Below are 23,096 nucleotides of genomic sequence, written 5' to 3'. Positions count from 1 at the left end.
GTAAAGCTCGTAGTATTCATGGATTTCTAAGTGGAATTTATGCTTCTTTATGTGCATACCAATTAACCCATCGAAATAAGCCAACAATTCAAATTATGAAATCATTAGCTTAAGCAGGATTCGGGTTAGATAAGGTATCAGGTCGACTTAGCACGGATATTGAAAATACAATTACATTAAACTCAGATGTTGTTATTGCGAACCTTTTCAATGAAATTGTTGAAATAAGAAATAGAATAGTACATAGCTTTCAGATTACTGCACCTGCTGATATTACTGATGATCCGGATAATCAGATGTTAGGAACTAAACATAGGGATGGAAGACAAGAACTAATAACTAAAGAATATTTAATGGATTTCATAAAAAAGAATGAAAAACTGTCTTCAAAGTTGCATCAATTTAGAGGTTACTAACTACTGTATTTAATACAATTTCGATTATACAAAATCGACTCCAATATCAGCCAATGAATATTAAATCTTATCAGTAATCTTCAATCTCGGTTAGCATATACAGTCACCGTAAAAAGTGACTGTATTAAGTCAAAGAGAATTCTTATGCTTTACCCCATGCCCAAAAAAATCCAACTTGCTCCATCTCAAGCCAAATGGCAGCTTTCATCTACACAATCTGTGCTGGTGCTTGTTGGATTACAAAACTTACGCATGCAAGCGGGCATACAAGACACAGATTTGATGACTAATCTGATCCAGATCAGCAATAAAGCCAAAGCACTGGATATTCCAATTGTCGATTTATATGGTGATGATCTGATGCAAGGGATGCAACAACTCGGTGAATATGCAAGCACACATCCACAACTGATTTTTGCCGGACAAATCACGCCAATGCTGAAACAGATACTGCCACATCTACAAAGCGTGACCGAGCAGATCTGCGTGGTGGATGATGCAATACACATGCATAATCAAGAACAACATATACAGTGGATAGACAGTATTTCAGCGCAAGGTCTGCATCACATGAACAGTTATAGTGTGATGCGCTTATGGAGCTTAAGTGCACCGAAAGAACTGATTTTATCGGCCAAAGGTATTTTACTTGCGGTTGCGGAGCAACTAGATATAGAGCCTTTGGAGATAGACCCGTTGCAAGATCTACGCAGTTATGGACTGGACTCGGTAGCAATTGTCAGTTTGATTGGTCTATGGCGGGCCAATGGCGCCAATATCACCTATGAAGATTTTCTGCAGCATGCTTCATTGGCAAAGTTATTGCATTTTTTACAGCTGAACTAAGTCCATAGATTTTATTTTTCATCCAATTGAAATTTTTTTTGCTTAAAATCGGAAAATCCGTCGCCAATTCCGGCATTGTGCATTGTAATTCTGTGCCAAGCTTTCTATTATTGCCGGCTTGTTTTCGCGATCAGCCTGGGATTGAACATTGAGTAATTTTCTAACCGAACATCTGATACATCGTGATGAAGATTTTATGGTGATCCATAAACCTGCAGGTGTACTCACTGTTCCCGGCAAAACTGAAGATTTGCAAGATTGCGTCATCAACCGCTTATTAAAAATAGAACCCAAAACCTTACTGATCCATCGTTTAGATCGCGATACCTCCGGCATCTTGGTATTTGGGCTGACCCGATGGGGACAAAAAAACATTTCCCGCCAGTTTCAGGAACGCCAAACAGACAAAACTTATCAAGCCGTAGTGGCAGGGCATCTTGAAGGCGAAGGTACGGTAGATGTACCGGTTGTCTATGACCCTGAACATCCACCCTTACATATTGCCGATCCGAATCACAACAAGCCTGCACTGACACATTGGCAGGCCATCGAACATTTTGAAATTCAGGGACAGGCGGTGACGCGTGTCAAACTGAGCCCGGTTACCGGCCGTTCACATCAGCTTCGTGTGCATATGCAATATCTGGGTCATCCCATTATTGGCGACACTTTATATGCTACAGCAGAGCAGCAACAGCTAATGCCGCGGCTGTGTTTACATGCTGAAAATTTAAGTTTTTATCATCCACAAACACAGAAGCTGTTGGAGTTTTATGCTCCCGTTCCTTTTTAAAGTAAAAACTTATTAATCCTCATCGATTTTGCGCACTTTTTAGTGGGCTTTATGTCAAAATATATTGCTTAAAGACCTGATTTTTTGCTCAAATAGCAACCAGATTTTGGGCTTAAAATTAGTGTCCTCATTTTTAGATAAAGGTGGAAAAATTGCATCAGTTTGCTATTGGTCAACGTTGGTTATCAGACACGGAAACAGAACTCGGTTTAGGCGTTCTTATTGACGTAGATGAACGATCGGTTAGCATCTTATTCCCGAAAAGTGATGAAACACGTGTCTATGCACGTAACAATGCCCCTTTATCACGTATTGTATTCAATGTGAATGATGAACTGCAGGATCAGGAAGGCACCAAATGGACGGTGGAGTCTTTGGAAGACCGTCATGGCGTGGTGCGCTACAATGTAGTGCGCAAGCTGGAAGATGGCTCAGAAGAACGTAAATCCTTAAACGAAACCCGTATTGGTGCGACCATCCAGCTGTCTAAACCGCTTGACCGTTTGCTGGCCAGTCAGGTCGACTATAAAGAATGGTATGACCTGCGTATTGAAGCCTTGCTGATGCAAGCCAATATGAAAGCCAGTCCTCTACGCGGCATGGTCGGTGCACGTGTAGGCCTGATTCCGCATCAGCTATATATCGCGCATGAAGTCGGTCAGCGTTTTGCGCCGCGTGTTTTACTGGCCGATGAAGTGGGCTTGGGTAAAACCATTGAAGCAGGCCTGATCATTCACCAGCAACTCAAAACAGCACGTTCTGAACGTATCCTGATTCTGGTTCCCGATTCACTGCAATATCAGTGGATGATTGAAATGCGTCGCCGTTTCAATTTACAGTTCTCGTTATTTGATTTGACCCGTACTGCTTCAATCAAAGAACATGATCCAGATTTAAACCCATTCCTGACCGAGCAATGCATTATTGCCAGCGTTGACTTGATGGTCGATCATGACGATTTACGTGAACAGGCTTTAGAAGCCGGTTTCGATCTTCTGGTAGTCGATGAAGCACATCACTTGATGTGGTCTGAGGAAGAAGGCGGTAATGACCGCTATGACCTGGTTGAAGAACTTGCAGAAAAAACGCCGGGTGTGTTACTGCTTACAGCAACACCTGAGCAGCTGGGTGTAGAAAGCCATTTTGCCCGTTTACGTCTGCTCGATCCGCAACGTTTTAGCTCACTGGATCGCTTCCTGGATGAAGAAGAGCAATATCATCAAACCGCAAAAATTGCTGAAGTGCTGATGTCAGACTTGCCTTTGGAAGCAGGACATTTAACAGCGATTGAAGGCTTGTTGGGTCATAGCATTCAAGATGAGCCTGAGCAACGTTTCCGTGCCATTCACGAATTGTTAGACCGTCATGGCACAGGTCGTATTTTATTCCGTAATACCCGTGAAGCGATTCAAGGCTTCCCGGGCCGTGACTGTCAACCTGCTGCTTTAGCTGCACCAGCAAATTGGTCGAAAGATGGCAAGTTACGTGAACAGATGTGGCCTGAAGAAGCCCAGCTGGATGGCGCATGGATGGAACATGATCCACGTGTGATGTGGCTGATGGAAATGCTACGCACCGAATTGAAACACAAAAAAGTGTTGCTGATTGCACGTAGTGGTCCAGTGGTTGAAGCCTTGGAAAATGTGCTGCGTTTGCATGCTGGTATTCGTACCGCCATGTTCCATGAGGGCATGAGCCTGCTTGAACGTGACCAAGCGGCAGCTTATTTTGCAGAAGACTCTTATGGCGCACAAATTTTACTGTGTTCTGAAATTGGTTCGGAAGGGCGTAACTTCCAGTTTGCCTCTGACCTGATTCTGTTTGATTTGCCAGCCAATCCGGATGTACTTGAACAGCGTATTGGTCGCCTGGACCGTATTGGTCAGGAAAACCGGATTCAGATTCATGTGCCTTATTTGACCGGTACTGCACAAGAACGTATGTTCCGTTGGTACAACGAAGGTCTAAATATTTTTAGCAATATTTCACCGACTGCACAAACGCTGCAAGAAAACTTTATTGTGAAATTAAAAGACTGTTTATTGGCAGATTTAGGCCAGCAGTTTGAAGATTTACTTGAAGAAGTCAGTGTTCAGCGCGAAGCGCTGGAAGCTGAATTGCAGGAAGGTCGTGACCGTTTGCTTGAATATAACTCTTGCCGTCCAATTGTGGCACAGGAAATTGTTCAGGCACTTGAAAATTATGACGATAACACCACTTTGCCAATGTTCATGAAACGTTTCATGGCATCGACCAATATTGATTTTGATGAACAAAGTAACGGTACGGTTATTATTAAGCCTACCGATCAAATGCAAGTTCAAGGTTTGTCTTTGGATGAAGAAGGCATGACCGCAACTTTCTATCGTGATCAGGCCCAAGTTCGTGAAGATGCCCAGTATTTGACGCTTGAACATCCATTCACTGAAAGCGTGATGGAAATGATCAATACCCAGTCTTTTGGTAGTACCAATGTTGCGGTATTAAAATCTGCAGCCTTGCCACAAGGTTCGGTATTGCTAGAAGTATGGTTCAAAGTAGATGTTATTGCGCCGAAAGCCCTGAACTTGCCGTCAAGCTTGCCACAACAGTTAATCCGTGTATTGCTGAGTGAAAAAGGTCAGGATCTATCGGAAAAGATTGCACCTGAAATTCTGAAACCTTATCTGCATCATCTGGATGGTAATAGCTGCCGTCAAGTGGTGAAAGCGCGTCGTGAAGTGATTGAACAGCGCTATGCGCAAGCCTTGGATATTGCCAAAACAGCATTGCCAAACTTTAAGCAGCAAGCGAAAGAAGTCTATGGCAACAAATGGCAATATGAAATTGACCGTTTAACTTACTTGAAGCAATTCAATCCAAGCATCCGTGAAGACGAAATTTCACGTTTACAGAAATTCCAGAAAGAAGGCTTAACATTACTGGACGGCTTATCTGTCACACCGGAAGCCATTCAGGTCATGGTTGTGGTTAAACCATAATTTCGAGTTATCTTACTTAAATGAAAAAGCACCTCCGGGTGCTTTTTTTATGGATTGATCCTGATAGGCTTTTGAATTGTTAATCTAGAATGTGGAATCAGGCTCATGTTAAAATCAAAAAATAATTTTTATAACGTACAAGAAGAATAACAATGGCGAAGTCTTTAATCACAATGGGTTCAACCACTTCACATGGCGGTATGGTTTCTAAATGTGACAATACATTTACCATTAATGGCATTGCGGTGCATTTAAACGGTATGAAGCATTTTTGTCCTCAATGTAAAACAATTGTATCCGCAATCGCTTCAGACCAGTCGACATCCGTAAAGGGTCGGGCAGTGGTGCTTGTGGGGGACAAAACTACATGCGGGGCGACATTTATGCCTAATCAAAATTTAGTAGTATCTGCGAAATAACCATTTTGAGTCTAATTATTGTAAAGCACTTATTTCTTTTGAATATATTCTGGTTTGCCAGATGCTTCATTTGAGTCTGCTTGACTGGCGATTCAGTGAATGAGGCAGAAATGCAATTACTTAAATGATGAATACAGACTAGGATGGAAAAAACACTCTAGTTATTTTAAGTTTATGCCACAGCCAATTCATTTCACTCATGCCAATGGCATTCCATCTGCCAGTTATCAAAAGTTTTTTAGCGCTTTGGGTGTAGAGTACGATATTAAAGCCATTCCAGTCATCGGGATGAGTCCTGAGCATCCAGTCACTTATACATGGACACACCTAGTTAATCAGGTAATTGCAGACATTGAACAGCAATTTCCAAATCAGCAGGTTATTGGGCTCGGGCATTCTTTTGGATCCCTGGTGACTTTAATGGCTGCTTATAAACGACCAGATTTATTTTCACAGTTGGTCATTATGGATCCACCTTTTGTGATAGGGCCTAAGTCAGCTATTTTTTAAGCTATGCAAAAGCTGAAATTAAAAGTAGTTGATAAAGTTACTCCAGCAGGGCTAACTTTGAAACGCAATGACCACTGGCCTGACCGTGCAACGGCATATACAGCTTTGCGAAATAACCGTTTGTTTAAAAGTTTTGATCAGCAATGTTTTGATGACTACTTTGCATATGGTGTGCAAGAAGATGAAAAACGTGGTGGCGTGACGCTGAGTATTCCTAAAGAAGTTGAAGCACATATTTTCCGGACGGTACCAGGGTGGTGGTGGCGTACACCGCGCAAAGCGCCCAATGTGCCTGCGCATTTAATTACCGCGAAGCAAAGCCATTTTTACAAGCAGGGCTTACCGCAAGGCATGAATAAAACCTATGGCATAAACTACAGTGTTGTAGAAGGTGGACACATGTTTCCTTTAGAGCAGCCGGAAGCCACAGCGCGGTTTGTACAGAAAATTATTAATTTACAGAAATAAAGGGTCATGGAAATCTTTTTAGTGTGATGTAGTGTGCATTTATGTTTTGATAATGTTGAAAAAAACGTCAAATATACCTATTTATAGGGATAGAAAAGTCAGTAGGTATGCACAACACTATCTACAAATATATCGGATAGTAAAAAATGTTGAATTTAAATTGTCCTTTGTTAAAACCCATGCTTGTTATTGAAGATGATCCAAATGAACAGAAGCGTATTCATAAAATTCTAAAAACCTTTGGCTATCAAGAAAACGATATATATTTTGCCCAAACGATTAGTTCTGCCAAAGAGATTTATCAAGAGAATGTAATCAAATTTTTATTGGTAGATTTGAATTTGCCTGATGGCAATGGAATTGAGTTTATCGATTCAGTTCGTCAAATGGGAGAAACAGAAGCTCCTATTATGGTTTTATCTTCCTGGAATGCTTTAGAGACGATTTATAATGCACTAAGTGTTGGCGCAAATGGCTATGTATTAAAGGAAAAAGATGATATAGAACTGATGTTTGCAATACGTAGTATGCTAAAAGGTGAAGCGATTATTGATCCGACTGTAGCCAAGGAAATACTCAAAAAAATGCGAAATAAAGGGATCATTCCTTCTGTGGATCATTGCGATAACCATATTCATGTCAAGTTATCACAACGTGAATTAGAAGTTCTGACCTATATTGCAAATGGTTTTAGCAGCCGTGAAACTGGTGCTGAAATGAATATTTCCAGATACACTGTTGATGTGCATATAAAAAAGATTTATCAAAAATTAGAAGTCAATTCTAGAACTAAAGCCATTTATACGGCCAAACAAATAGGTTTGTTAAGTTAACAATCACTATATTTCGTGTCGATGAAAATAGACAAATGCATCACAGAGCCAAGATCAAAGATGCAAAATTTACCGAATTTTTGCTTCATCTAAATGACGTGCACCTTCTAATATCATTCGAATCATAATCATGGTTTGTTCAGCAATTTCCTTGCGTTCTGCTACAGGAATATTAATGACAGTAGCTCCCATGTTGAAGACCAACTGGGTAATCGCTTTAGCAACCAAATCAGGATGTGAAAGTTTATTATTATTTAAGCGTTCCAAACGAATCAGATCTTCCTGTAATTCTTGTTGGAAATAATTTAATTGGCGTTCGACAGCCAGCTTATAGGAAGTGGAACCCGTATAAGCTTCACGCAGTAATAAGCTTAAATTGCCTTCATCTGCATCTAATTGCTCAATAAAAACTTCCACAGAACTGCGAATAATGCTGCTTTGCTTGGATGCTTTTAAGCGTGCCTGATGCAAAATTTGACGTAATACATTACCCGCTCGATCAATCAGTTCAATGGCAAGTTCGTCGATGTCTCTAAAATGTCGATAAAAACTGTTCGGAGCAATTCTAGCTTCACGTGCAACTTCCCTCAAGCTCAAAGAGGCAATGCTTTTTTGTGGGCCAATTAAATTTAGAGCAGCTTGAAACAGTTCTTCTTTGGTTATCGTTGCTTTACGACCCACAGTACGGACGACCACAGGCTCATGTATAAGACTCTGCTTATTCATTGGAGCATCAACTTTATTTTTGACTGAAGACTGGTTCATATTTTTCAATGGATTAGAGACACTAACGTATTATAACGGCAGCTATGCAACTTTGGAAATGAATAGAAACAATACAAATATATATACAAATATATATACATGTGTATAATAATTAAAATTCAATCGCGTGGTACTGACTATGCATGTTTTAGAAAAAACTAAATCTCCCTTAAGTTCCCTTGCTGAAACTGTAATTGATCAGCATGCAGCTAATTTCTGGTTGCAAAAATTCAACTCACTTTGGTCTCTCAATCAGCCTTTAGGCAAAATTGTACAAAAAGAAAATGCTGCACAAAATATGGTGAGTTTAACTATTCAAGTGAACCGTCATTTTAAAATGGGGCAAGCCGGACAGCATCATCCAGTTTTTGTGAGTGTTAATGGTATACGTTATGAACGTAGCTATAGTTTGACTCAGCTGGATAGCCAACATGTACTTCTTACGGTTAAAAAAGTCGATCAGGGTAAAGTCAGCTCATGGTTGCATGAACATGCACAAATAGGCGATGTACTTGAATTTGGTCAGCCTTATGGGGATATGTTGTTAACTCCACAAGCGCAACCAATGGTTTTACTGGCAGCAGGGAGTGGGATTACTCCAATGCTCAGTTTGTTGAAAGCACTGGCTAAAACAGAGCAAATGCGCCAAGCACCTATCCAGTTATTGTACTGGGTTAAAGAATATGCAGACGTTGCTTTTAAAACACGTTTTGAACAATTGGCGGAACAATATCCAAACTTTTCATTCCAGGTTTTTTATACCCAGGAACAAGATGCCGGAGAGCGCTTAAACCAAGAGCATCTGGCATTACTTTCAGATGTTGAAAATAGTACGGTCTATGCCTGCGGTCCCTCTGGATTTGTTGCGCAGGCTGAACAACTATTTGCCGATGCACAAAGTTTTAAAAGTGAAGCTTTTAGCATGTCTCCAGTAGAAAGTTCTGATGTCGGCTTTGTGAATATCACTTTGCTGAAGTCTAATAAAGTGGTGGCAATTCCTAAAGGCCAGTCCATTCTGAGCAGTCTGGAGCAGCAAAATGTCAAACCGACTTATGGTTGCCGTATGGGTATCTGTAATAAATGTGTCTGCAATAAAGTTGAAGGTTCTACCAAGAATCTAGTCAATGGCAGTCAAAATTCAGAGCCTGGAAATGTCTTAAAAATTTGTGTCAATTCAGCACAGTCCGATCTTGTTATTGATTTATAAGTGAGTCAAATATCATGAATATGCCCGTTAAAGTAGAATATTTTAAAAATCCAAAAAATGGTGAGCTCACACAATCTCAATTGGATGAATTAGCACGTGAGTTGGATGCGATTAAACAAGAAGTACTTGATGATATTGGTGAAAAAGACGCGAAATATATCCGTCGAGTGTATTCAACCATTCGTTATGCTTCGATTGCCGGACGTGCCTGTCTGTTTGCTGGTTGGTTCCCGCCAGCATGGCTTCTAGGTACAGGTTTACTAGGCTTTGCCAAAATCATGGAAAATATGGAATTGGGTCATAATGTCATGCATGGTCAATATGACTGGATGAATGATCCTAAATTTCATGGCCCAAGTTATGAGTGGGATATTGTCGGTACTTCAGATAACTGGCGTCAAACGCATAACTATAAACATCATACTTATACAAATATTAAAGGTATGGATGACGACATTGGTTATGGTTTGCTTCGCCTGTTTCCGGAACAACGCTGGAAACCAGGCTATCTGTTACAACCGATTTATGCCATTCCATTCTGCCTGTTGTTCCAGTGGGGCGTAGCCATTCAAAATCTGGAAATTGGTAAAGTATGGTTTGGTCGTAAGAGCAAAGCACAAGCCAAAAAAGAATGGCAACCGATGCAGAAGAAAATTGGCAAACAGCTGTTTAAAGATTATGTGTTTTTCCCATTGATTGCTGGTCCTGCAGCTTTACCGGTATTGACTGGCAATCTGGTGGCAAACGGTATCCGTAATATATGGACTTTCAGCATTATTTTTTGTGGTCACTTTACCAAAGATGTAGAAGTGTTCCCAAAATCGGTACTGCAAAATGAAAGTCGCGGGCACTGGTATATGCGTCAGATTCGTGGTTCATCCAACCTAACCGGTTCGGAAGCATTTCATATTTTGACCGGGCATTTAAGTCATCAGATTGAGCACCATTTGTATCCGGATATTCCGGCACGTCGTTACCGTAAAATGGCACCGAAAGTACAGGCAGTCTGTGAAAAATATGGTTTAAATTACAATAATGCCAACTTATTTAAGCAATATGGAAGTGTGATCAAACGCATTGCAAAATATGCATTTCCATTCAAGAAATAAAATTCTTCGCTTAAAAAGCCACTTCCAATGAAGTGGCTTTTTAGATAGAAAAAAGGATCTCTAAGTGTTTTGATCAAATCCAGGTTATTACTTTTTTGCTTCCGCCAATTTTATCTGGATACATGAAAATAAAATGAGATAAGCTTTCTGGATTAAATAGCAATTTGAATATCACCGGCTCTGGATAATAGGGGCATAACTTGGTTATTACCCACCATATAGGCATGATCGGCTAATGCCAGCATCTCATCATCTTCATGACTATTGCCATAGGCATAAATCAGGGCATAATCATCCAAAGCATATTTTTCTAAAATCCGTTGTCTTTTTTGTTCTGAACTGCAGTCAGGAGTAATATATTGTCCAGTATATATTTGATTAACTGTTTCAGTTTGCGTACAAATTAAATCTATATCCAATAAATCACATACAGGCTTAAGATAAATGTCAATTGAGGCAGATACCAGTACGACATCATCACCTAAAGCCTGATGCTGTTTCAGCTGTTTCAGCAAACTAGGATTTAACTGGGAAATTAAGCTTGCTGCATATTCTTCGGCAATGTGTTGTAAATCTATAACATCAGCATTAGTAAACATAGCTCGAAATAGTTTTAAGCGCATGGCATGTGCTGGATAGGCATTTAAATAATAGGCTTGAATCCATGGTAAAATTTTAATGCCTTGTTTAACAATATGCCGTTTAGATAGAGCATAGAAGATAAACCCTGTGAAACTATCTTTTGTACACAGGGTTCCATCAAAATCGAAGAGCGCTAAATTTTTATTCTTTTTGCTCGTTGCATACATGATTGGTATCTTCCATTGACGCGAGTAGCGAACCAGTTGGTATTATATTCGCGGCTTAATTTAGGACCAGAAATAACCACTTCAGGCATGATAGCATAAATAGGTTCTTTACCTGTTTTCTCTTGGTAAAGCTTCGCTACAGCACGATAAGTCGCAGTATCTTCGAAATCTTTTTCTTTCTCTTTCTTTAAGTCTGCGCGAATTTGGCGTGGCGTCACTAAAATATTATTAGCAGCAAAAACACTAATCAGCTCGCGTTCAGACTGGCTGGCTACAGAACGGACTGAACCATCTTTCGTGTAAAGCAACAAATCACCGTCCAGATCAAGCTCCGCTGTCGTCAAGTCATTCAGCATACTTTGAAAAGCGGCATTACGGCTTGAATACATACCCGAATTATAGTCTGCAAAACGATAAATGGCCTTATCATAATCGGCAGGGTACATCATTAAACGGTGAATACCGTAATATAAGCCACCATACTGGCTATATAGGTCGGTACGTAATTCGGCAATATTGCCGCCTTGACGCTTATGTTCTTTGGCATAACCAATATGCACTTGCATGGAACCCAGAGTGGTCACAGGATTCATTTTTTCAGCAATGTCCTGTCCAACCAGTTTTGCCGCACCGGTAAGTGCGCTCACATGGTAATGTTTAGACATATAATCAAATATTTCACGGTATAATTCATCCAGTTCGCGTTCTGTTTTCACGCGACGCATTTGGCTTAAATAGTTATCCTCTGGACTAGGCTGATTTTTTAAAACTTCTTCGAAATAGCCTGCAACTGTTCCGCCAATGGAATCTCCTAATTTATCTTTAAATTTCTCATCTAAGCGGTCTTGTACTTCCTTCACCGCTTTATCACCTAAACCTGGAACCTGAGGGTCTGCAACAAAGTTAGACTCTTGATCTACTACAGCCACGATACTACAAATATTTTCTTTGGTTTGGGGAATGCCCAGTTGATCGGTAATACTGTAAATATCTTTGGCCCATGAGCTACGTTCATTCACACGTGGTGGAATCAAGCGTTTGATTTGATCTTCTTCTAGAGTAGGTTCATTATTTTTTGACCACCATGAATTGTCGCCACAAGCGATCAAGCTGAGAGATAAAGCCAAAACACTCAAAGATTTAATATAAGATGAATTAAAATGCGTTTTTTTCATAATGTTGAAAACATATTCCAAAAGGATGAGCCAATACAGCAGATGCAGTATACTATGCCGGTCGAAAAAGTGATGAATTTATATGTATATTGGTCCATATCAACTGTCAAATAATTTAATTGTTGCTCCCATGGCAGGTGTTACGGATCGTCCATTCAGGACGTTGTGTAAATATTTTGGTGCCGGGCATGCGGTTAGTGAAATGATGACCTCAGATCAGACTTTGCGCATGAGCAAGAAAAGCCTATACCGTGCCAATTTTGATGGCGAATTGGCGCCTATTTCTGCACAGATTGCAGGTTCCGAACCAAGCGAGCTGGCTGAAGCTGCACGTTATCAGGTGGCCAATGGCGCGCAGATTGTAGATATCAATATGGGCTGTCCGGCAAAAAAAGTCTGTAACAAATTAGCTGGTTCAGCATTATTAAAAGATGAAGATCTAGTCGCGCGTATTTTAGATGCAGTGGTGGCTGCGGTTGATGTCCCTGTAACATTGAAAACCCGACTAGGATATTTAAATGGTCATGAAAATATCCTGCGTGTTGCAAAACGTGCTGAAGAGGCAGGAATTGCAGCATTAGCGTTACATGGGCGTACCCGTGAAGACATGTACTTGAATACGGCACGCTATAGTTTGATTAAAGAAGTCAAACAAATGTTGAATATTCCCGTGATTGCCAATGGTGATATCGATAGCCCTGAAAAGGCCAAATATGTCCTGGACTACACTAGTGCAGATGCGGTCATGATTGGACGTGCAGCACAAGGACGCCCATGGATTTTCCGTGAAATAGCACATTACTTAAACACCGGTGAACATCTGGCTGCACCGAGTATTGCAGAAGTGAAAGAGGTGTTATTGGGGCATTTATCTGAACTGTATGATTTTTATGGGGAATATTCGGGTTGTCGTATTTCGCGTAAACATATTGCGTGGTATACCAAGGGTTTACGTTCAAGTAACGAATTCCGCCAAAATATGTATAAGGTGGAAAGTACGATTGAGCAGGCAAAAGTCGTTGAAGATTATTTCAATCATTTGCTTGATCAAGGTGAGATTATGAGTGATGTTCAAACTGAACAGGTTAATTTACTTGAAGTTTAAATCTCTTTTTTCAAAAAATTAAATGCTTATCGTACTGATCAATTTGCACTTGAATATGGGCTAGTGAGGGTGACTAAGTATGGCTAACCAATATGGCTATTTTTCTCATTTGGATTTTCTGAGATAAATACCTGTCCAGATATGAATAGGCAGCCATAAAATACTGAACAGCCCAACCCAAATATGTAGCCATTTCACATTTTCATGCCATTCTTCGGGGCTGTAATATAGACCTAATCCGCTTATGGCCAGTAAAACCATGAGGCTGAGCATACTCAGCCCTGTGACTAAATTACGCTTTAGCTTTAATGCGATTTGAATATGTACAGCCAGCAATGCACCAAGCAGAATCAGAAAGATTGCTGCAGCTATACCATGAGTTTTTAAAATATTCACTGTCAGATCACTAGGTTCTTGCATTTGCCAATCTTGTGAATAAGCAAAATACAGACCCGTTAGTGACAGAATCAGCCAGATCAGATATAAGAAGTAACGTTGTGTATGTGGGATTTTTACCGAAAATGTCATAGGTACACCTAAAGAATAAAGGCTTGGGCTGCAAATAAACTCAGACAGGGGGGCTGAGGGTCTTGACTGACTGCAACAACTTTAGTGAGTGCATCTGCGATGCAGGCATTGGGCGCAATTACACTAAAACTCTGTGCTGAATCTAAAGCTTGTCTGGTTTGTGGATGGACTAGGGCATTGACCCATTGATGATTGAATTTTGTTTTGGAGAAGTAACAGGCGGAAGTGGCAATTGCACCATTACTTAAGCCACCCACTGCATGAAATTGTTGTGGCTGCTGTGGATCGCGGATCATGATATTTTCGATCATATGACCCAGAACTCTTAAATCACCACCTGCATTGACTACAGCATTTTTTATCCCCTTTTTTTTTAAAATATGAATCGCCAAATCCACAGCAAAACCTTTGGCGATTCCACCTAGATCTATCAGAATAGGGGCGGCAAACTGGACTGAGTATTGATCAAGCAGTTTGACATCTGTCTGAGAAGAATGTGGCTGATGCTGAAGCTTATCTGACAGGGGGTTAGGTAAGATTTGCCAATTCACTAAGGAATTGGCAATACTGCAATCAAACAGCCCTAGTGAAACTTCATGTAGATGTTTGGCACGCTTAAGCACGGCATAGGTGAAAGGATGTACGGTAATAGGCTGAAAAAAGGCATTGCGATTTAACTGAGATAATTCACTGTCAGGATCATGAAAACTCATTAACTGTTGTACTTTTTCAATGCAGGAAAAGGCTGCATTGATTGCATTATGGGCATCATTCGAGCTGATCGAATCATGGATTTTAATTTCGACCAGCGTGCCCAATAGTGGTTGTGCTCGGATCATCCCAGTGATTGCAACACTAATTGATAAAATTGCAAAATACGCTTTACGCCATCGGTAATGTGTTTGGACGATAGTGTTGCACCGCTGATATTTTTAATATCTTGATTGAGTACAAGTTTTGAAGCAGATGTCTTTCCAATGAATTGCTGTCGCCATGAGGCATCACGGACTTGTCCACCATAAGATTCATTGTATTGCAAAATCTCAACCTGTTTGACTACACCTTTTGCAGTTAATGCTACGGCATAGGTAATCATTTCATGTTTACCCAGAACTTGATCGATGACCATCCAGCCACCATCACTGCTTTTATAGACTTGATCTGCCTTAAATGCATAATAAATGCCTGAGGATTTTTTTAAACTTTTAATCTGATCTGCAGTTAAATGCACCGTTACTTTTTTCATGCTGCTGTTCGGAAACATCAATTGCTGCGCTTGTTCTGTGGTCAGATAAACTGCTGAATGCCCAACGATAGGGCTAACACTCAGTAAAGCTGCTGCGTAGGGCATCCATTTCATCTTTAAGACCTCATCAGCATGTTAAAAGTTATAACCAAATTTCAAACGGAATTCATTTTTGGTTTTTTCAATCAGGTGTAAATGACGGTCATCTTGCTCATCGAATTTTTCACGTCCACCACGTATTTGAGGAAACTAGGTTGCCGTTAGCCAATAGTCTTTAGAACCATAATGCAAAGAAGGGCCTAAGAACCAGGACCAGCGTTCTTGTCCAACTTCGGTTTCAAATTCGGTTTCATATTGTGTTTCTAGGCTTGTGTACCAGTTGGGCGCAAAACGATAGCTTAAGCCTGTACCTAGTTGTATTTCGAGTTCCATTTCAGGATCGGTTGGCCATTCGAAATTTGCAGGTAAATCTTGAATCGCACTGCGCTTGGCATAGGTACCTTCAAACATTAAATTACCCACCCAGACTAAACTGGCATCCATAAAGTATTTTTGTGCAATCAGCATATTTTCAAAGCTGAGCGTATCTTTATCTTGGCCTGAATGTGGGTCAATCATGGAATAACTCAGCTCAAACTGATTGGACAGACCAATCACTTCGCTAGCAGGGCTTAAAAAGTTGTATTTTCCACCCACCTCAAAGCCGGAAATCTTAAAATCAAATTCACGGTCTTTGGGCATATAGCCATTAATCACAATTCCTGACGTATCTAATGACATGGCTTTTAAAGCGACAGATGCATTAAATTTGTCCGTGATTCCACGCTCATATTCTGTTTTGTAATCAAAGGCAGAATAGTGTCCAGCACCTTTATCACGACGGTTGGTAATCCATTGATACAGTTCCTGACCACCTTTGGGCAGGGTTTCGGCACCTTTCACATATCCGAAAAGATTTTCATCTGCCCAAACACTTTGTGCCAGGACTAAAATGGTGATTCCAAAGCCAATTCGATTCATAATTTAGTCCTATTTTACGGCTGTTATTATTGATAGGCGTAAAAATGTTGATAATCATTATTATTAAGTGAAGCGTTTGCAGTGTATTTTTGCACTTGAATTGGGTCAATGGGGTAGCATCATAATTACGATGAATGAAATGTTGAAAATGAGATATTTATATTAAATTATTGATAAATAATATTATATTTGTGTATTGGAAATAAAAATTGCGAAGCTGAGTTTAATAATAAAAAATTATAGTTAAATTTAAGTTAATTTTAAGAAATGAATGGAAAAGGTTTGAACCTTTTCCAATAACCTTATAGATGAATGTTCATTTCCAGTACCAGCTGATTAATTAAATCTGCAGCGGCCATTTCACGAATCTGAGCGACATTGGTACCTGCCCAAAATGCTCCAAAACCCTCATCGCCTTGTGCCACAGCAACTGCATTTAGCTGTTTTCCTAAATCATAACAATACGGGTAGGCGGCAACATCAGGACGTTCTGGACGGTCAATCTGGGTATGCCAGTGATTAATTAGCCCACGGGCAGGGCGACCTGAAATACTGACCGTAATTTGTGTGATGGGATTGCTAAACAGGGCTTTTCTGTAGGCTGCATTTGCATTGGAGCTTTTACATTGCACGAATGCTGTACCGAGTTGAACCGCTTCAGCACCTAACTTGATTAATAGCTGAGCTTGTTGTCCGTTCATAACACCACCGGCTGCAACAACAGGCAAACTGCAATACTGTTTTAATAATTGCACCAAATCTGAAGTTTTAACTGCGCTATCGAAGCTTTGATTGAAAATACCGCGATGTCCACCAGCCTCAATGCCCTGAGCGATAATAATATCAATGCCGGCAGCTTCAATCTCCAGTGCCTCGGCCAGATTGGTTGCTGAAACCATGGTGATAATACCAGCCTGTTTAAGCGCTTGGATCTGGTGAGGATGAGGAATGCCGAAGTGAAAACTCACAGCTTTAGGTCGGGTTTCCAAGAGCAGATTTAAGTAGTCATCGCTATCTAAAAAGCTGGGATAAATGCACTTTAATTCACTCGGCGGTGTCGCATGATACTTCTCAAATTGAGGCCTTAAATATTCAATCCATTGTTTTGAAATATGTGGGTCAAGCGCGGAACTTTTATGACAAAAGAAATTGACCTGAAAAGGTTTTTCGGTGAGTGCCTGAGTTTCTAGAATCTGCTGACGGGCTGCTGCAACGGTACTTGCGCCTAAACCCAATGAACCCAAACCGCCTTGATTAGAGACCTCAGCTGCCAGTTGTGGGGTAGACACCCCAGCCATCGGTGCGAGGAAAATAGGATGTTTAATCTCAAGTTGTTCTAATAAAGTCATATTTGGCTCCTACTCATATTTCTCACTTTGCCTAAGCCCCTAAAATTAAGCAAATAATATTCGTTATTTTTTTATGAAATAAAAGCTGTATATTTTTAGATTGGCTAATTGAACAGGATAAATGAAACGTCAGACTGTGTCGCACAATAGATGAATAAACATGTATAAAAAATTATAGATTTTATAATTTATTTTTTATTTTACTCCCGCATAACCATGTCTGATCGTATCCGTGAAAAACTGCAAATTTTAGCCGATGCCGCCAAATATGATGTGTCCTGTTCCTCAAGTGGTAGCAATCGAAAAAATAAAGATAAAGGGCTAGGAAATACCGGTTCCGGAATTTGTCATAGCTATACTGAAGATGGGCGCTGTGTATCTTTATTAAAAATTCTGTTTTCCAATGTCTGTATTTATGACTGTGCTTACTGTGTATCACGCCGTTCTAATGATGTGAAACGGGCGGCCTTTACAGTGCAGGAAGTGGTTGATCTGACCATGAATTTTTATCGGCGTAACTATATTGAAGGCTTGTTTTTAAGCTCGGGAATATTCAAATCTGCGGATTACACTATGGAGCGTATGCTGCAAGTGGTGAAAAAATTACGTTTGGAAGAAAATTTTAATGGTTATATCCATCTAAAAACTATTCCCGGGGCCTCAGAGGAAATCATCACCGAAGCAGGTTTATATGTGGACCGGATGAGCATTAATCTGGAAATGCCGACTGAAGCAGGATTACAAAAATTTGCCCCTGAAAAAAACCATGCAGAGGTACAGAAAGATTTAGGCATTGTGCGTGATCGCCTGATTCAGCTGCATGATGAACGCAAGCTGATTCGTTCCGTACCGCAATTTGTACCGGCAGGGCAAACCACACAAATGGTGGTGGGTGCACATAGTGAAACCGATCAAGACATTATTTTGATGGCCGACCGGCATTACAGGGAATTTAAACTTAAACGGGTCTATTACTCAGGCTATATCCCGATCAATGAAGCAGAAAAGGCATTACCTGCAATGGGGACAGCACCTCCTTTAATTCGAGAAAACCGTTTATATCAAAGTGATTGGCTCATGCGTTTTTATGGTTTCGCAGCTACAGAACTGGTCGATGAACAGCATCCGAATCTGGATCTGGAGGTCGATCCAAAACTTGGCTGGGCACTGCGTCATCCGGAACAGTTTCCCGTGGACGTGAACCATGCAGATTACCGGATGATTTTACGTGTTCCTGGCATAGGCGTGCGCTCTGCCAAAAAAATTGTTCAAGCGCGCCGTTTTGGCCAGATTCATATCGATCAGCTCAAGCGAATGGGCGTTGCTTATAATCGTGCGCAACATTTTATCCGCTGTGCAGATACGCCTAAATTTATCAAGGAACAGTTACCGAGTCAGATTCGCAGTCAAATTTTGCAATCCGGGCAATCGAAATATAGCCGACAACAATCCTCACAACTGGGTTTTGGGTTCTGATGGCCACTTATTGTTTTGATGGCACGATGACAGGTTTACTCAGCTGTGTATTCCGTGCATTTCAGTTTCAAGACTGGCATGTGCAAGTGACCAGTGAGCTAAATGCACAGCATGGTCTATTTGATGATTTGATTCAGGTGGCTTCAAATGAACAGCAGGCGCAGCGAGTATGGAGGGGTTTAAAACAACGAACGTCAAGCGATAGCCAGCGGCATTTTTACTATAGTTTTCTGTCGGAAAATGAAACGGCTTTTCAGCATCTCTTTAATTATTGTCTCTATATTTTTCAGCATACCTACAAGGTCGATCAAAATTATGGACATCCTGATGTATTGGCACTCTCACAATGGGCTAAACAGGTGGGGCGTGAGAAGCATCGTATGGAAGCCTTTGTACGCTTTAAAAAATGTAAAAGCGGTTTGTTTTTAAGTTTGATTCGGCCAGATTTTAATGTTTTACCTTTAATCGAGCGACATTTTAAAGCACGTTATCAAGATCAGAGCTGGCTTATTTATGATGAAAAGCGAAAATATGGCATTTACTATGATTTGCAAGATGTACACTCAGTTGAAATGAATGCCGTTGCAGTCGATAGCACATTGGCCAGTGGATTCAGCCAGGCTTTTAGTGTGGAATTAGATGAACAGGAAGTGCTCTATGATCAGCTCTGGAAAGACTATTTTCATAGCGTTAATATTCAGGCACGGCAGAATTTAAAGCTGCATATTCAATATGTACCGAAACGCTACTGGCGTTATATGAATGAAAAATCAATTTAATTGAATATTTCGGGCATAATAGAACGCTATTGGGTATTGAGGATGATTTATGATGAAGCCGTTAATTTTAGCGACTTTAATTTCGAGTGTATTAGTTTCAGCATGTTCATCTTCAGAGCAACATCAGCCGCAGATTGATCCGAAAAAATACCAAGTTCAGGATCTGGTTACATTGCAACAACGTTTTGAGTTATTGAATCAACAGTTAGCAAAAGATTATCAGGCTTTTAAGCAGAACAACAATATTGCCTTTTCAGATCAGTCGGTGCTTGATGTCAATCAGCTGGATACTTTAAATCTGCATGCTGTGAGTAGAACCTCATTAAAACCGGTCAAGCTGGCGTATTGTGAAATGATGAACCGTTATTTTGTCGAGATGTACCAGTTGGGCCATCAAAATCCGAAGTTCATCGGGCAGGTCAAATTACCAGACGCGCAGGGTGAAGACTTGAGCAAAAACTTTGCAGATTCAGCTCAGTTTTATGACTTTATTCTAAACCGCTATACCTCATACCGTCAGGCACAAGAAATTATGGGCTTGGGCTGTAATCTAAAAGCTGCTCTAAACTAGTTTTCAATAATTGCATAAATAAAAAAAGCCCATCACGTGATGGGCTTTTTAATGATTGAGTACTGTAATTAACAACCAGTTAATTTTTCAGGCTGAGGGCGTTCACCCGGGAAGAAAATAGGGCGAAGTTTGACCCCAATGCCGTTGCCAATAAAGGCAAAGATCAGCCATAACCAGCCATGCAAACTGCCTGAGGCAATACCACTGAAATAAGCACCAATATTACAACCATAGGCCAGACGTGCACCGTAACCCAGCAGTAAGCCACCAATCACAGCAGCGATGAGCGAACGTTTAGGAATGTTGAAATTGGGAGCAAATTTACCTGCCAGACTTGCCGCCAATAATGCACCCAGCATAATGCCGAAGTTCATCATCGAGGTAATATCAAACCACAAGGACTCAGATAATGCTTTGGCATTGGCAGGTTGCTGCCAGTAGGCCCAGGACGCTACATCGACACCGGCAAAACTGGCGGTTTTGGCTGCCCAAACGGCAAGTGCAGAAGTCACACCCCATGGACGACCGGCTAAAGTGAGAGTGGCGAAGTTCAGCAGGGTGAGGATAATGCCGCCCCAAATCAGTGGCCATGGACCACGCAAGAAGCGTTTAAAACCTTGAGTTTGAGCTTTGGGTTCGACTTCAAGTGAACCATGACGTTTTTTCTCAAAAAAGATGGTTGCAAGCGCAATCGCAGCGAACAGCACAAAGCTCAGGATAAGTGCGGGAATTACACCTAAACTTGACACAATTGAAATCGGTTCAAGGTGTGGCAGATTAAACCACCAGCCTAAATGGGTAGTGGCAATTAAAGAACCGAGACAGAAAAAAATCAGTGTGACGATCATACGGGCGCTACCACCACCTACGGTATACAGCGTACCGGAAGCACAGCCACCGCCTAATTGCATGCCTATCCCAAAGATAAAAGCACCAATCATAACCGACATGGACACAGGGCTAACGTTGCCTTTAACCGGATTGCCAAAAAGCTCACCTGCACCTAAGGCAGGGAAAAATAGCAATACCGCAAGGGCAAGCATGATCATTTGGGCACGTAAACCACGGCCACGACGTTCTTTAATAAACACTCGCCAGCTAGAGGTGAAACCGAATGAGGCATGGTACAAGGTCATACCCAAGGCACCACCCACCAAAAATAAAAGGGCCTGATTCAGCCCGACGATTTGATAAGCACCGAGGGTGCCAATCAATATCAGAAAAACAGCAACCCAAATCGACAGATTAGATCGATTGGCTTGTGCAGCAATAACAGACATGGGAGAATAAATCCGACTAAATTAGTCAGGATATTTTAATCCATTATTCAACTTTAAATATTATCAAAACCTATAGTTTATGAGATTTTTAATTGAGAATAATTGATTATTTATATCAATAAAATTAATAATATGCTCGCTAAAATGTTGAAACATGAAATAAAGAACCGACCAAGCTTGCAAAACTCATGGCAATGATGCCCCAAATGGCCACACGTAAACTTCCTTTCAGTTTGGATGTACCGGCAAAATAACTGGATAAAGCACCTAATCCAGCCAGTGATAAAATCCCAACCACCATGACCACTGTTTCAACATGCTGTTCCGGACTAATTAAAATTGAAACCATCGGGAAAAGTGCACCGATTGAAAAAGCAAGGGCAGATGAACCCGCAGCTTGTAAGGGATTGGCTGCGGTATTTTCATGAATGCCGATTTCATCGCGGGCATGTGCTTCTAAAGCATTATTGGCGGTCAACTGGACGGCTACTTCATGGGCAAGTTCTGGAGTTAAACCACGCATGACATAAATCTGCGTCAATTCTTTCAGTTCATGGTGTGGATTACGTTCAAGTTCACGTGCTTCCATGTGCAAATCTGCTTCTTCAATATCCACCTGTGATCTGACTGAAATATATTCACCTGCAGCCATCGAGCTTGCGCCAGAAATAAGGCCGGCAACACAGGTAATGATTAAGGTCTGAGTTGAAGCACCACTCGCGGCCATGCCCATAATTAAACTGGTCACTGAAATAATGCCATCATTCGCTCCGAGTACTGCGGCACGCAGCCAGCCGGTTCTTTGAATATAATGTTTTTCAGAATGATGGGAAAATGACATGTATATATGTCCTTAATAATTCGTTATTTATTCCACCATAAAAGAAATATTCATAAAAACCAAGATTAATCCAATAAAAAAAAGCTCCTGATCAGGAGCTTTTTTCGTTCAACAATACAGATTATTGTTGCGCTTTTTCTTTCACATGAGCAGCACTGTCTTCTACAGCACTTGCAGTTGCTGCGGTGGCATCTTTAGCTGCTTGCTTTGCATCTTTTGCAGCTGCTTCAGTTTTAGCAGCAGCTTCTTCACCGGCAGCATCAATTTTAGCAGCAGCTTCATCTGTTGCAGCCTGAGTTTTAGCAGCAGCTTCATCAGCAGCATTTGAAATGTCATGACCAGCTTGATCTGCCGCATTTTCAAGATGCTCGCCTGTGGTTGCACCTGTTTCAGGGGCTTTTTCTTTATTACAACCAACTAAAGCAACGGTAGCAGCCAGACCTAAAGCAATAAGTAATTTATTCATTTTTCATTTCCTTTTAATTGTGGCATCCACTTAAACTGGATATTTTGAATATAGCTAAAAAAATGAACAAATAACGATCGAAAATTGTTGATTAAATGTAATTA

Annotated in this window: 21 protein-coding genes and 3 pseudogenes; 13 read left to right on the top strand and 11 right to left on the bottom strand. The window is 40.8% G+C overall.

The annotated features are described in order from the left end of the window. The 7 genes and pseudogenes from FB6_RS06675 to FB6_RS06645 form a co-directional block, all read left to right on the top strand. Nucleotides 1-113 (top strand): annotated as a pseudogene (locus FB6_RS06675) (IS982 family transposase); the annotation flags it as partial. A 447-nt stretch (nt 114-560) separates the two neighbouring features. Then, on the top strand, nt 561-1,262 hold the full coding sequence (locus FB6_RS06670) for a phosphopantetheine-binding protein (RefSeq protein ID WP_174559255.1): 702 nt from the start codon (nt 561-563) through the stop codon (nt 1,260-1,262). 148 nt (nt 1,263-1,410) lie between these two features. Next, nucleotides 1,411-2,055 carry an RluA family pseudouridine synthase gene (locus FB6_RS06665; RefSeq protein ID WP_174559254.1) on the top strand — a complete coding sequence of 215 codons (645 nt, stop codon included), beginning with the start codon at nt 1,411-1,413 and terminating at the stop codon, nt 2,053-2,055. Nucleotides 2,056-2,198: 143 nt separating this feature from the next. Next, nucleotides 2,199-5,036 carry an RNA polymerase-associated protein RapA gene (gene rapA / locus FB6_RS06660; RefSeq protein WP_174559253.1) on the top strand — a complete coding sequence of 946 codons (2,838 nt, stop codon included), beginning with the start codon at nt 2,199-2,201 and terminating at the stop codon, nt 5,034-5,036. Nucleotides 5,037-5,188: 152 nt separating this feature from the next. After that, nucleotides 5,189-5,455 carry a PAAR domain-containing protein gene (locus FB6_RS06655; protein WP_174559252.1) on the top strand — a complete coding sequence of 89 codons (267 nt, stop codon included), beginning with the start codon at nt 5,189-5,191 and terminating at the stop codon, nt 5,453-5,455. 174 nt (nt 5,456-5,629) lie between these two features. Then, nucleotides 5,630-6,433, top strand: a pseudogene (locus FB6_RS06650) (alpha/beta fold hydrolase). A gap of 146 nt (nt 6,434-6,579) precedes the next feature. Next, nucleotides 6,580-7,266, top strand: a complete 687-nt coding sequence (locus FB6_RS06645) for a response regulator transcription factor (protein ID WP_174559251.1) — start codon at nt 6,580-6,582, stop codon at nt 7,264-7,266. Between the two features lie 69 nt (nt 7,267-7,335). Here FB6_RS06645 and fabR read toward each other — a convergent pair whose 3' ends face one another. Beyond that, the gene (fabR, locus tag FB6_RS06640; protein WP_254592201.1) at nt 7,336-7,992 is read right to left on the bottom strand and encodes an HTH-type transcriptional repressor FabR; all 657 of its coding nucleotides are present in this window, start codon (nt 7,990-7,992) and stop codon (nt 7,336-7,338) included. Nucleotides 7,993-8,170: 178 nt separating this feature from the next. Here fabR and FB6_RS06635 point away from each other — a divergent pair, with 178 nt between their 5' ends. Then, nucleotides 8,171-9,238 carry a ferredoxin reductase gene (locus FB6_RS06635; protein ID WP_174559249.1) on the top strand — a complete coding sequence of 356 codons (1,068 nt, stop codon included), beginning with the start codon at nt 8,171-8,173 and terminating at the stop codon, nt 9,236-9,238. A gap of 14 nt (nt 9,239-9,252) precedes the next feature. Beyond that, nucleotides 9,253-10,347 carry a fatty acid desaturase family protein gene (locus tag FB6_RS06630; protein ID WP_174559248.1) on the top strand — a complete coding sequence of 365 codons (1,095 nt, stop codon included), beginning with the start codon at nt 9,253-9,255 and terminating at the stop codon, nt 10,345-10,347. Between the two features lie 152 nt (nt 10,348-10,499). On the opposite strand, the gene FB6_RS06625 is transcribed toward FB6_RS06630, so the two are convergent. Continuing rightward, the gene (locus FB6_RS06625; protein WP_174559247.1) at nt 10,500-11,156 is read right to left on the bottom strand and encodes an HAD family hydrolase; all 657 of its coding nucleotides are present in this window, start codon (nt 11,154-11,156) and stop codon (nt 10,500-10,502) included. Further along, nucleotides 11,123-12,331, bottom strand: a complete 1,209-nt coding sequence (locus FB6_RS06620) for a DUF1615 family protein (protein WP_174559246.1) — start codon at nt 12,329-12,331, stop codon at nt 11,123-11,125. Before FB6_RS06620 ends, FB6_RS06625 begins: the two co-directional genes overlap by 34 nt. An 82-nt stretch (nt 12,332-12,413) precedes the next feature. On the opposite strand from FB6_RS06620, the gene dusB reads away from it, so the two are divergent. Further along, nucleotides 12,414-13,436 (top strand): tRNA dihydrouridine synthase DusB, encoded by a 1,023-nt coding sequence (gene dusB / locus FB6_RS06615; RefSeq protein ID WP_174559245.1) that lies wholly within the window; start codon nt 12,414-12,416, stop codon nt 13,434-13,436. Between the two features lie 105 nt (nt 13,437-13,541). On the opposite strand, the gene FB6_RS06610 is transcribed toward dusB, so the two are convergent. From FB6_RS06610 to FB6_RS06590, 5 genes and pseudogenes are all read right to left on the bottom strand, one after another. Continuing rightward, nucleotides 13,542-13,964: a hypothetical protein gene (locus tag FB6_RS06610; RefSeq protein WP_174559244.1), complete on the bottom strand. Its 423-nt coding sequence runs from the start codon at nt 13,962-13,964 to the stop codon at nt 13,542-13,544. Nucleotides 13,965-13,972: 8 nt separating this feature from the next. Beyond that, nucleotides 13,973-14,803, bottom strand: a complete 831-nt coding sequence (locus FB6_RS06605; RefSeq protein ID WP_174559243.1) for an FAD:protein FMN transferase — start codon at nt 14,801-14,803, stop codon at nt 13,973-13,975. Then, nucleotides 14,800-15,324 carry an FMN-binding protein gene (locus FB6_RS06600; RefSeq protein WP_174559242.1) on the bottom strand — a complete coding sequence of 175 codons (525 nt, stop codon included), beginning with the start codon at nt 15,322-15,324 and terminating at the stop codon, nt 14,800-14,802. Before FB6_RS06600 ends, FB6_RS06605 begins: the two co-directional genes overlap by 4 nt. Nucleotides 15,325-15,345: 21 nt before the next feature. Continuing rightward, nucleotides 15,346-16,230, bottom strand: a pseudogene (locus FB6_RS06595) (DUF6662 family protein). 302 nt (nt 16,231-16,532) lie between these two features. Next, nucleotides 16,533-17,579 (bottom strand): NAD(P)H-dependent flavin oxidoreductase, encoded by a 1,047-nt coding sequence (locus tag FB6_RS06590; protein ID WP_174559241.1) that lies wholly within the window; start codon nt 17,577-17,579, stop codon nt 16,533-16,535. Nucleotides 17,580-17,795: 216 nt separating this feature from the next. Between FB6_RS06590 and FB6_RS06585 the strand changes: the two genes are divergently transcribed. Genes FB6_RS06585 through FB6_RS06575 form a run of 3 tightly spaced genes read left to right on the top strand, consistent with a single transcriptional unit; the run spans nt 17,796 to nt 20,405 of the window. Beyond that, entirely contained in the window at nt 17,796-19,055 is a 1,260-nt protein-coding gene (locus tag FB6_RS06585) for a putative DNA modification/repair radical SAM protein (protein WP_174559240.1), read from the top strand. Continuing rightward, complete coding sequence (locus tag FB6_RS06580; protein WP_174559239.1) at nt 19,055-19,834, top strand: TIGR03915 family putative DNA repair protein; 780 nt, start codon at nt 19,055-19,057, stop codon at nt 19,832-19,834. Before FB6_RS06585 ends, FB6_RS06580 begins: the two co-directional genes overlap by 1 nt. Before the next feature lie 52 nt (nt 19,835-19,886). Beyond that, on the top strand, nt 19,887-20,405 hold the full coding sequence (locus FB6_RS06575) for a hypothetical protein (RefSeq protein WP_174559261.1): 519 nt from the start codon (nt 19,887-19,889) through the stop codon (nt 20,403-20,405). A 68-nt stretch (nt 20,406-20,473) separates the two neighbouring features. Here the strand turns inward: FB6_RS06575 and FB6_RS06570 are convergent, their stop codons facing one another. From FB6_RS06570 to FB6_RS06560, 3 genes are all read right to left on the bottom strand, one after another. Beyond that, nucleotides 20,474-21,685: a YeeE/YedE family protein gene (locus tag FB6_RS06570; RefSeq protein WP_174559238.1), complete on the bottom strand. Its 1,212-nt coding sequence runs from the start codon at nt 21,683-21,685 to the stop codon at nt 20,474-20,476. A gap of 139 nt (nt 21,686-21,824) precedes the next feature. After that, nucleotides 21,825-22,526 (bottom strand): VIT1/CCC1 transporter family protein, encoded by a 702-nt coding sequence (locus tag FB6_RS06565; protein ID WP_174559237.1) that lies wholly within the window; start codon nt 22,524-22,526, stop codon nt 21,825-21,827. A gap of 121 nt (nt 22,527-22,647) precedes the next feature. After that, nucleotides 22,648-22,992 carry a hypothetical protein gene (locus FB6_RS06560; RefSeq protein ID WP_174559236.1) on the bottom strand — a complete coding sequence of 115 codons (345 nt, stop codon included), beginning with the start codon at nt 22,990-22,992 and terminating at the stop codon, nt 22,648-22,650. Between the last annotated feature and the right edge of the window lie 104 nt (nt 22,993-23,096).

The sequence above is a fragment of the Acinetobacter bouvetii genome (assembly GCF_902753875.1).
GTDB classification, from domain to species: Bacteria; Pseudomonadota; Gammaproteobacteria; order Pseudomonadales; family Moraxellaceae; genus Acinetobacter; species Acinetobacter bouvetii_A.
Note: the sequence above shows the minus strand (reverse complement) of the source record. Positions and strands in the feature narration are given on the sequence as shown.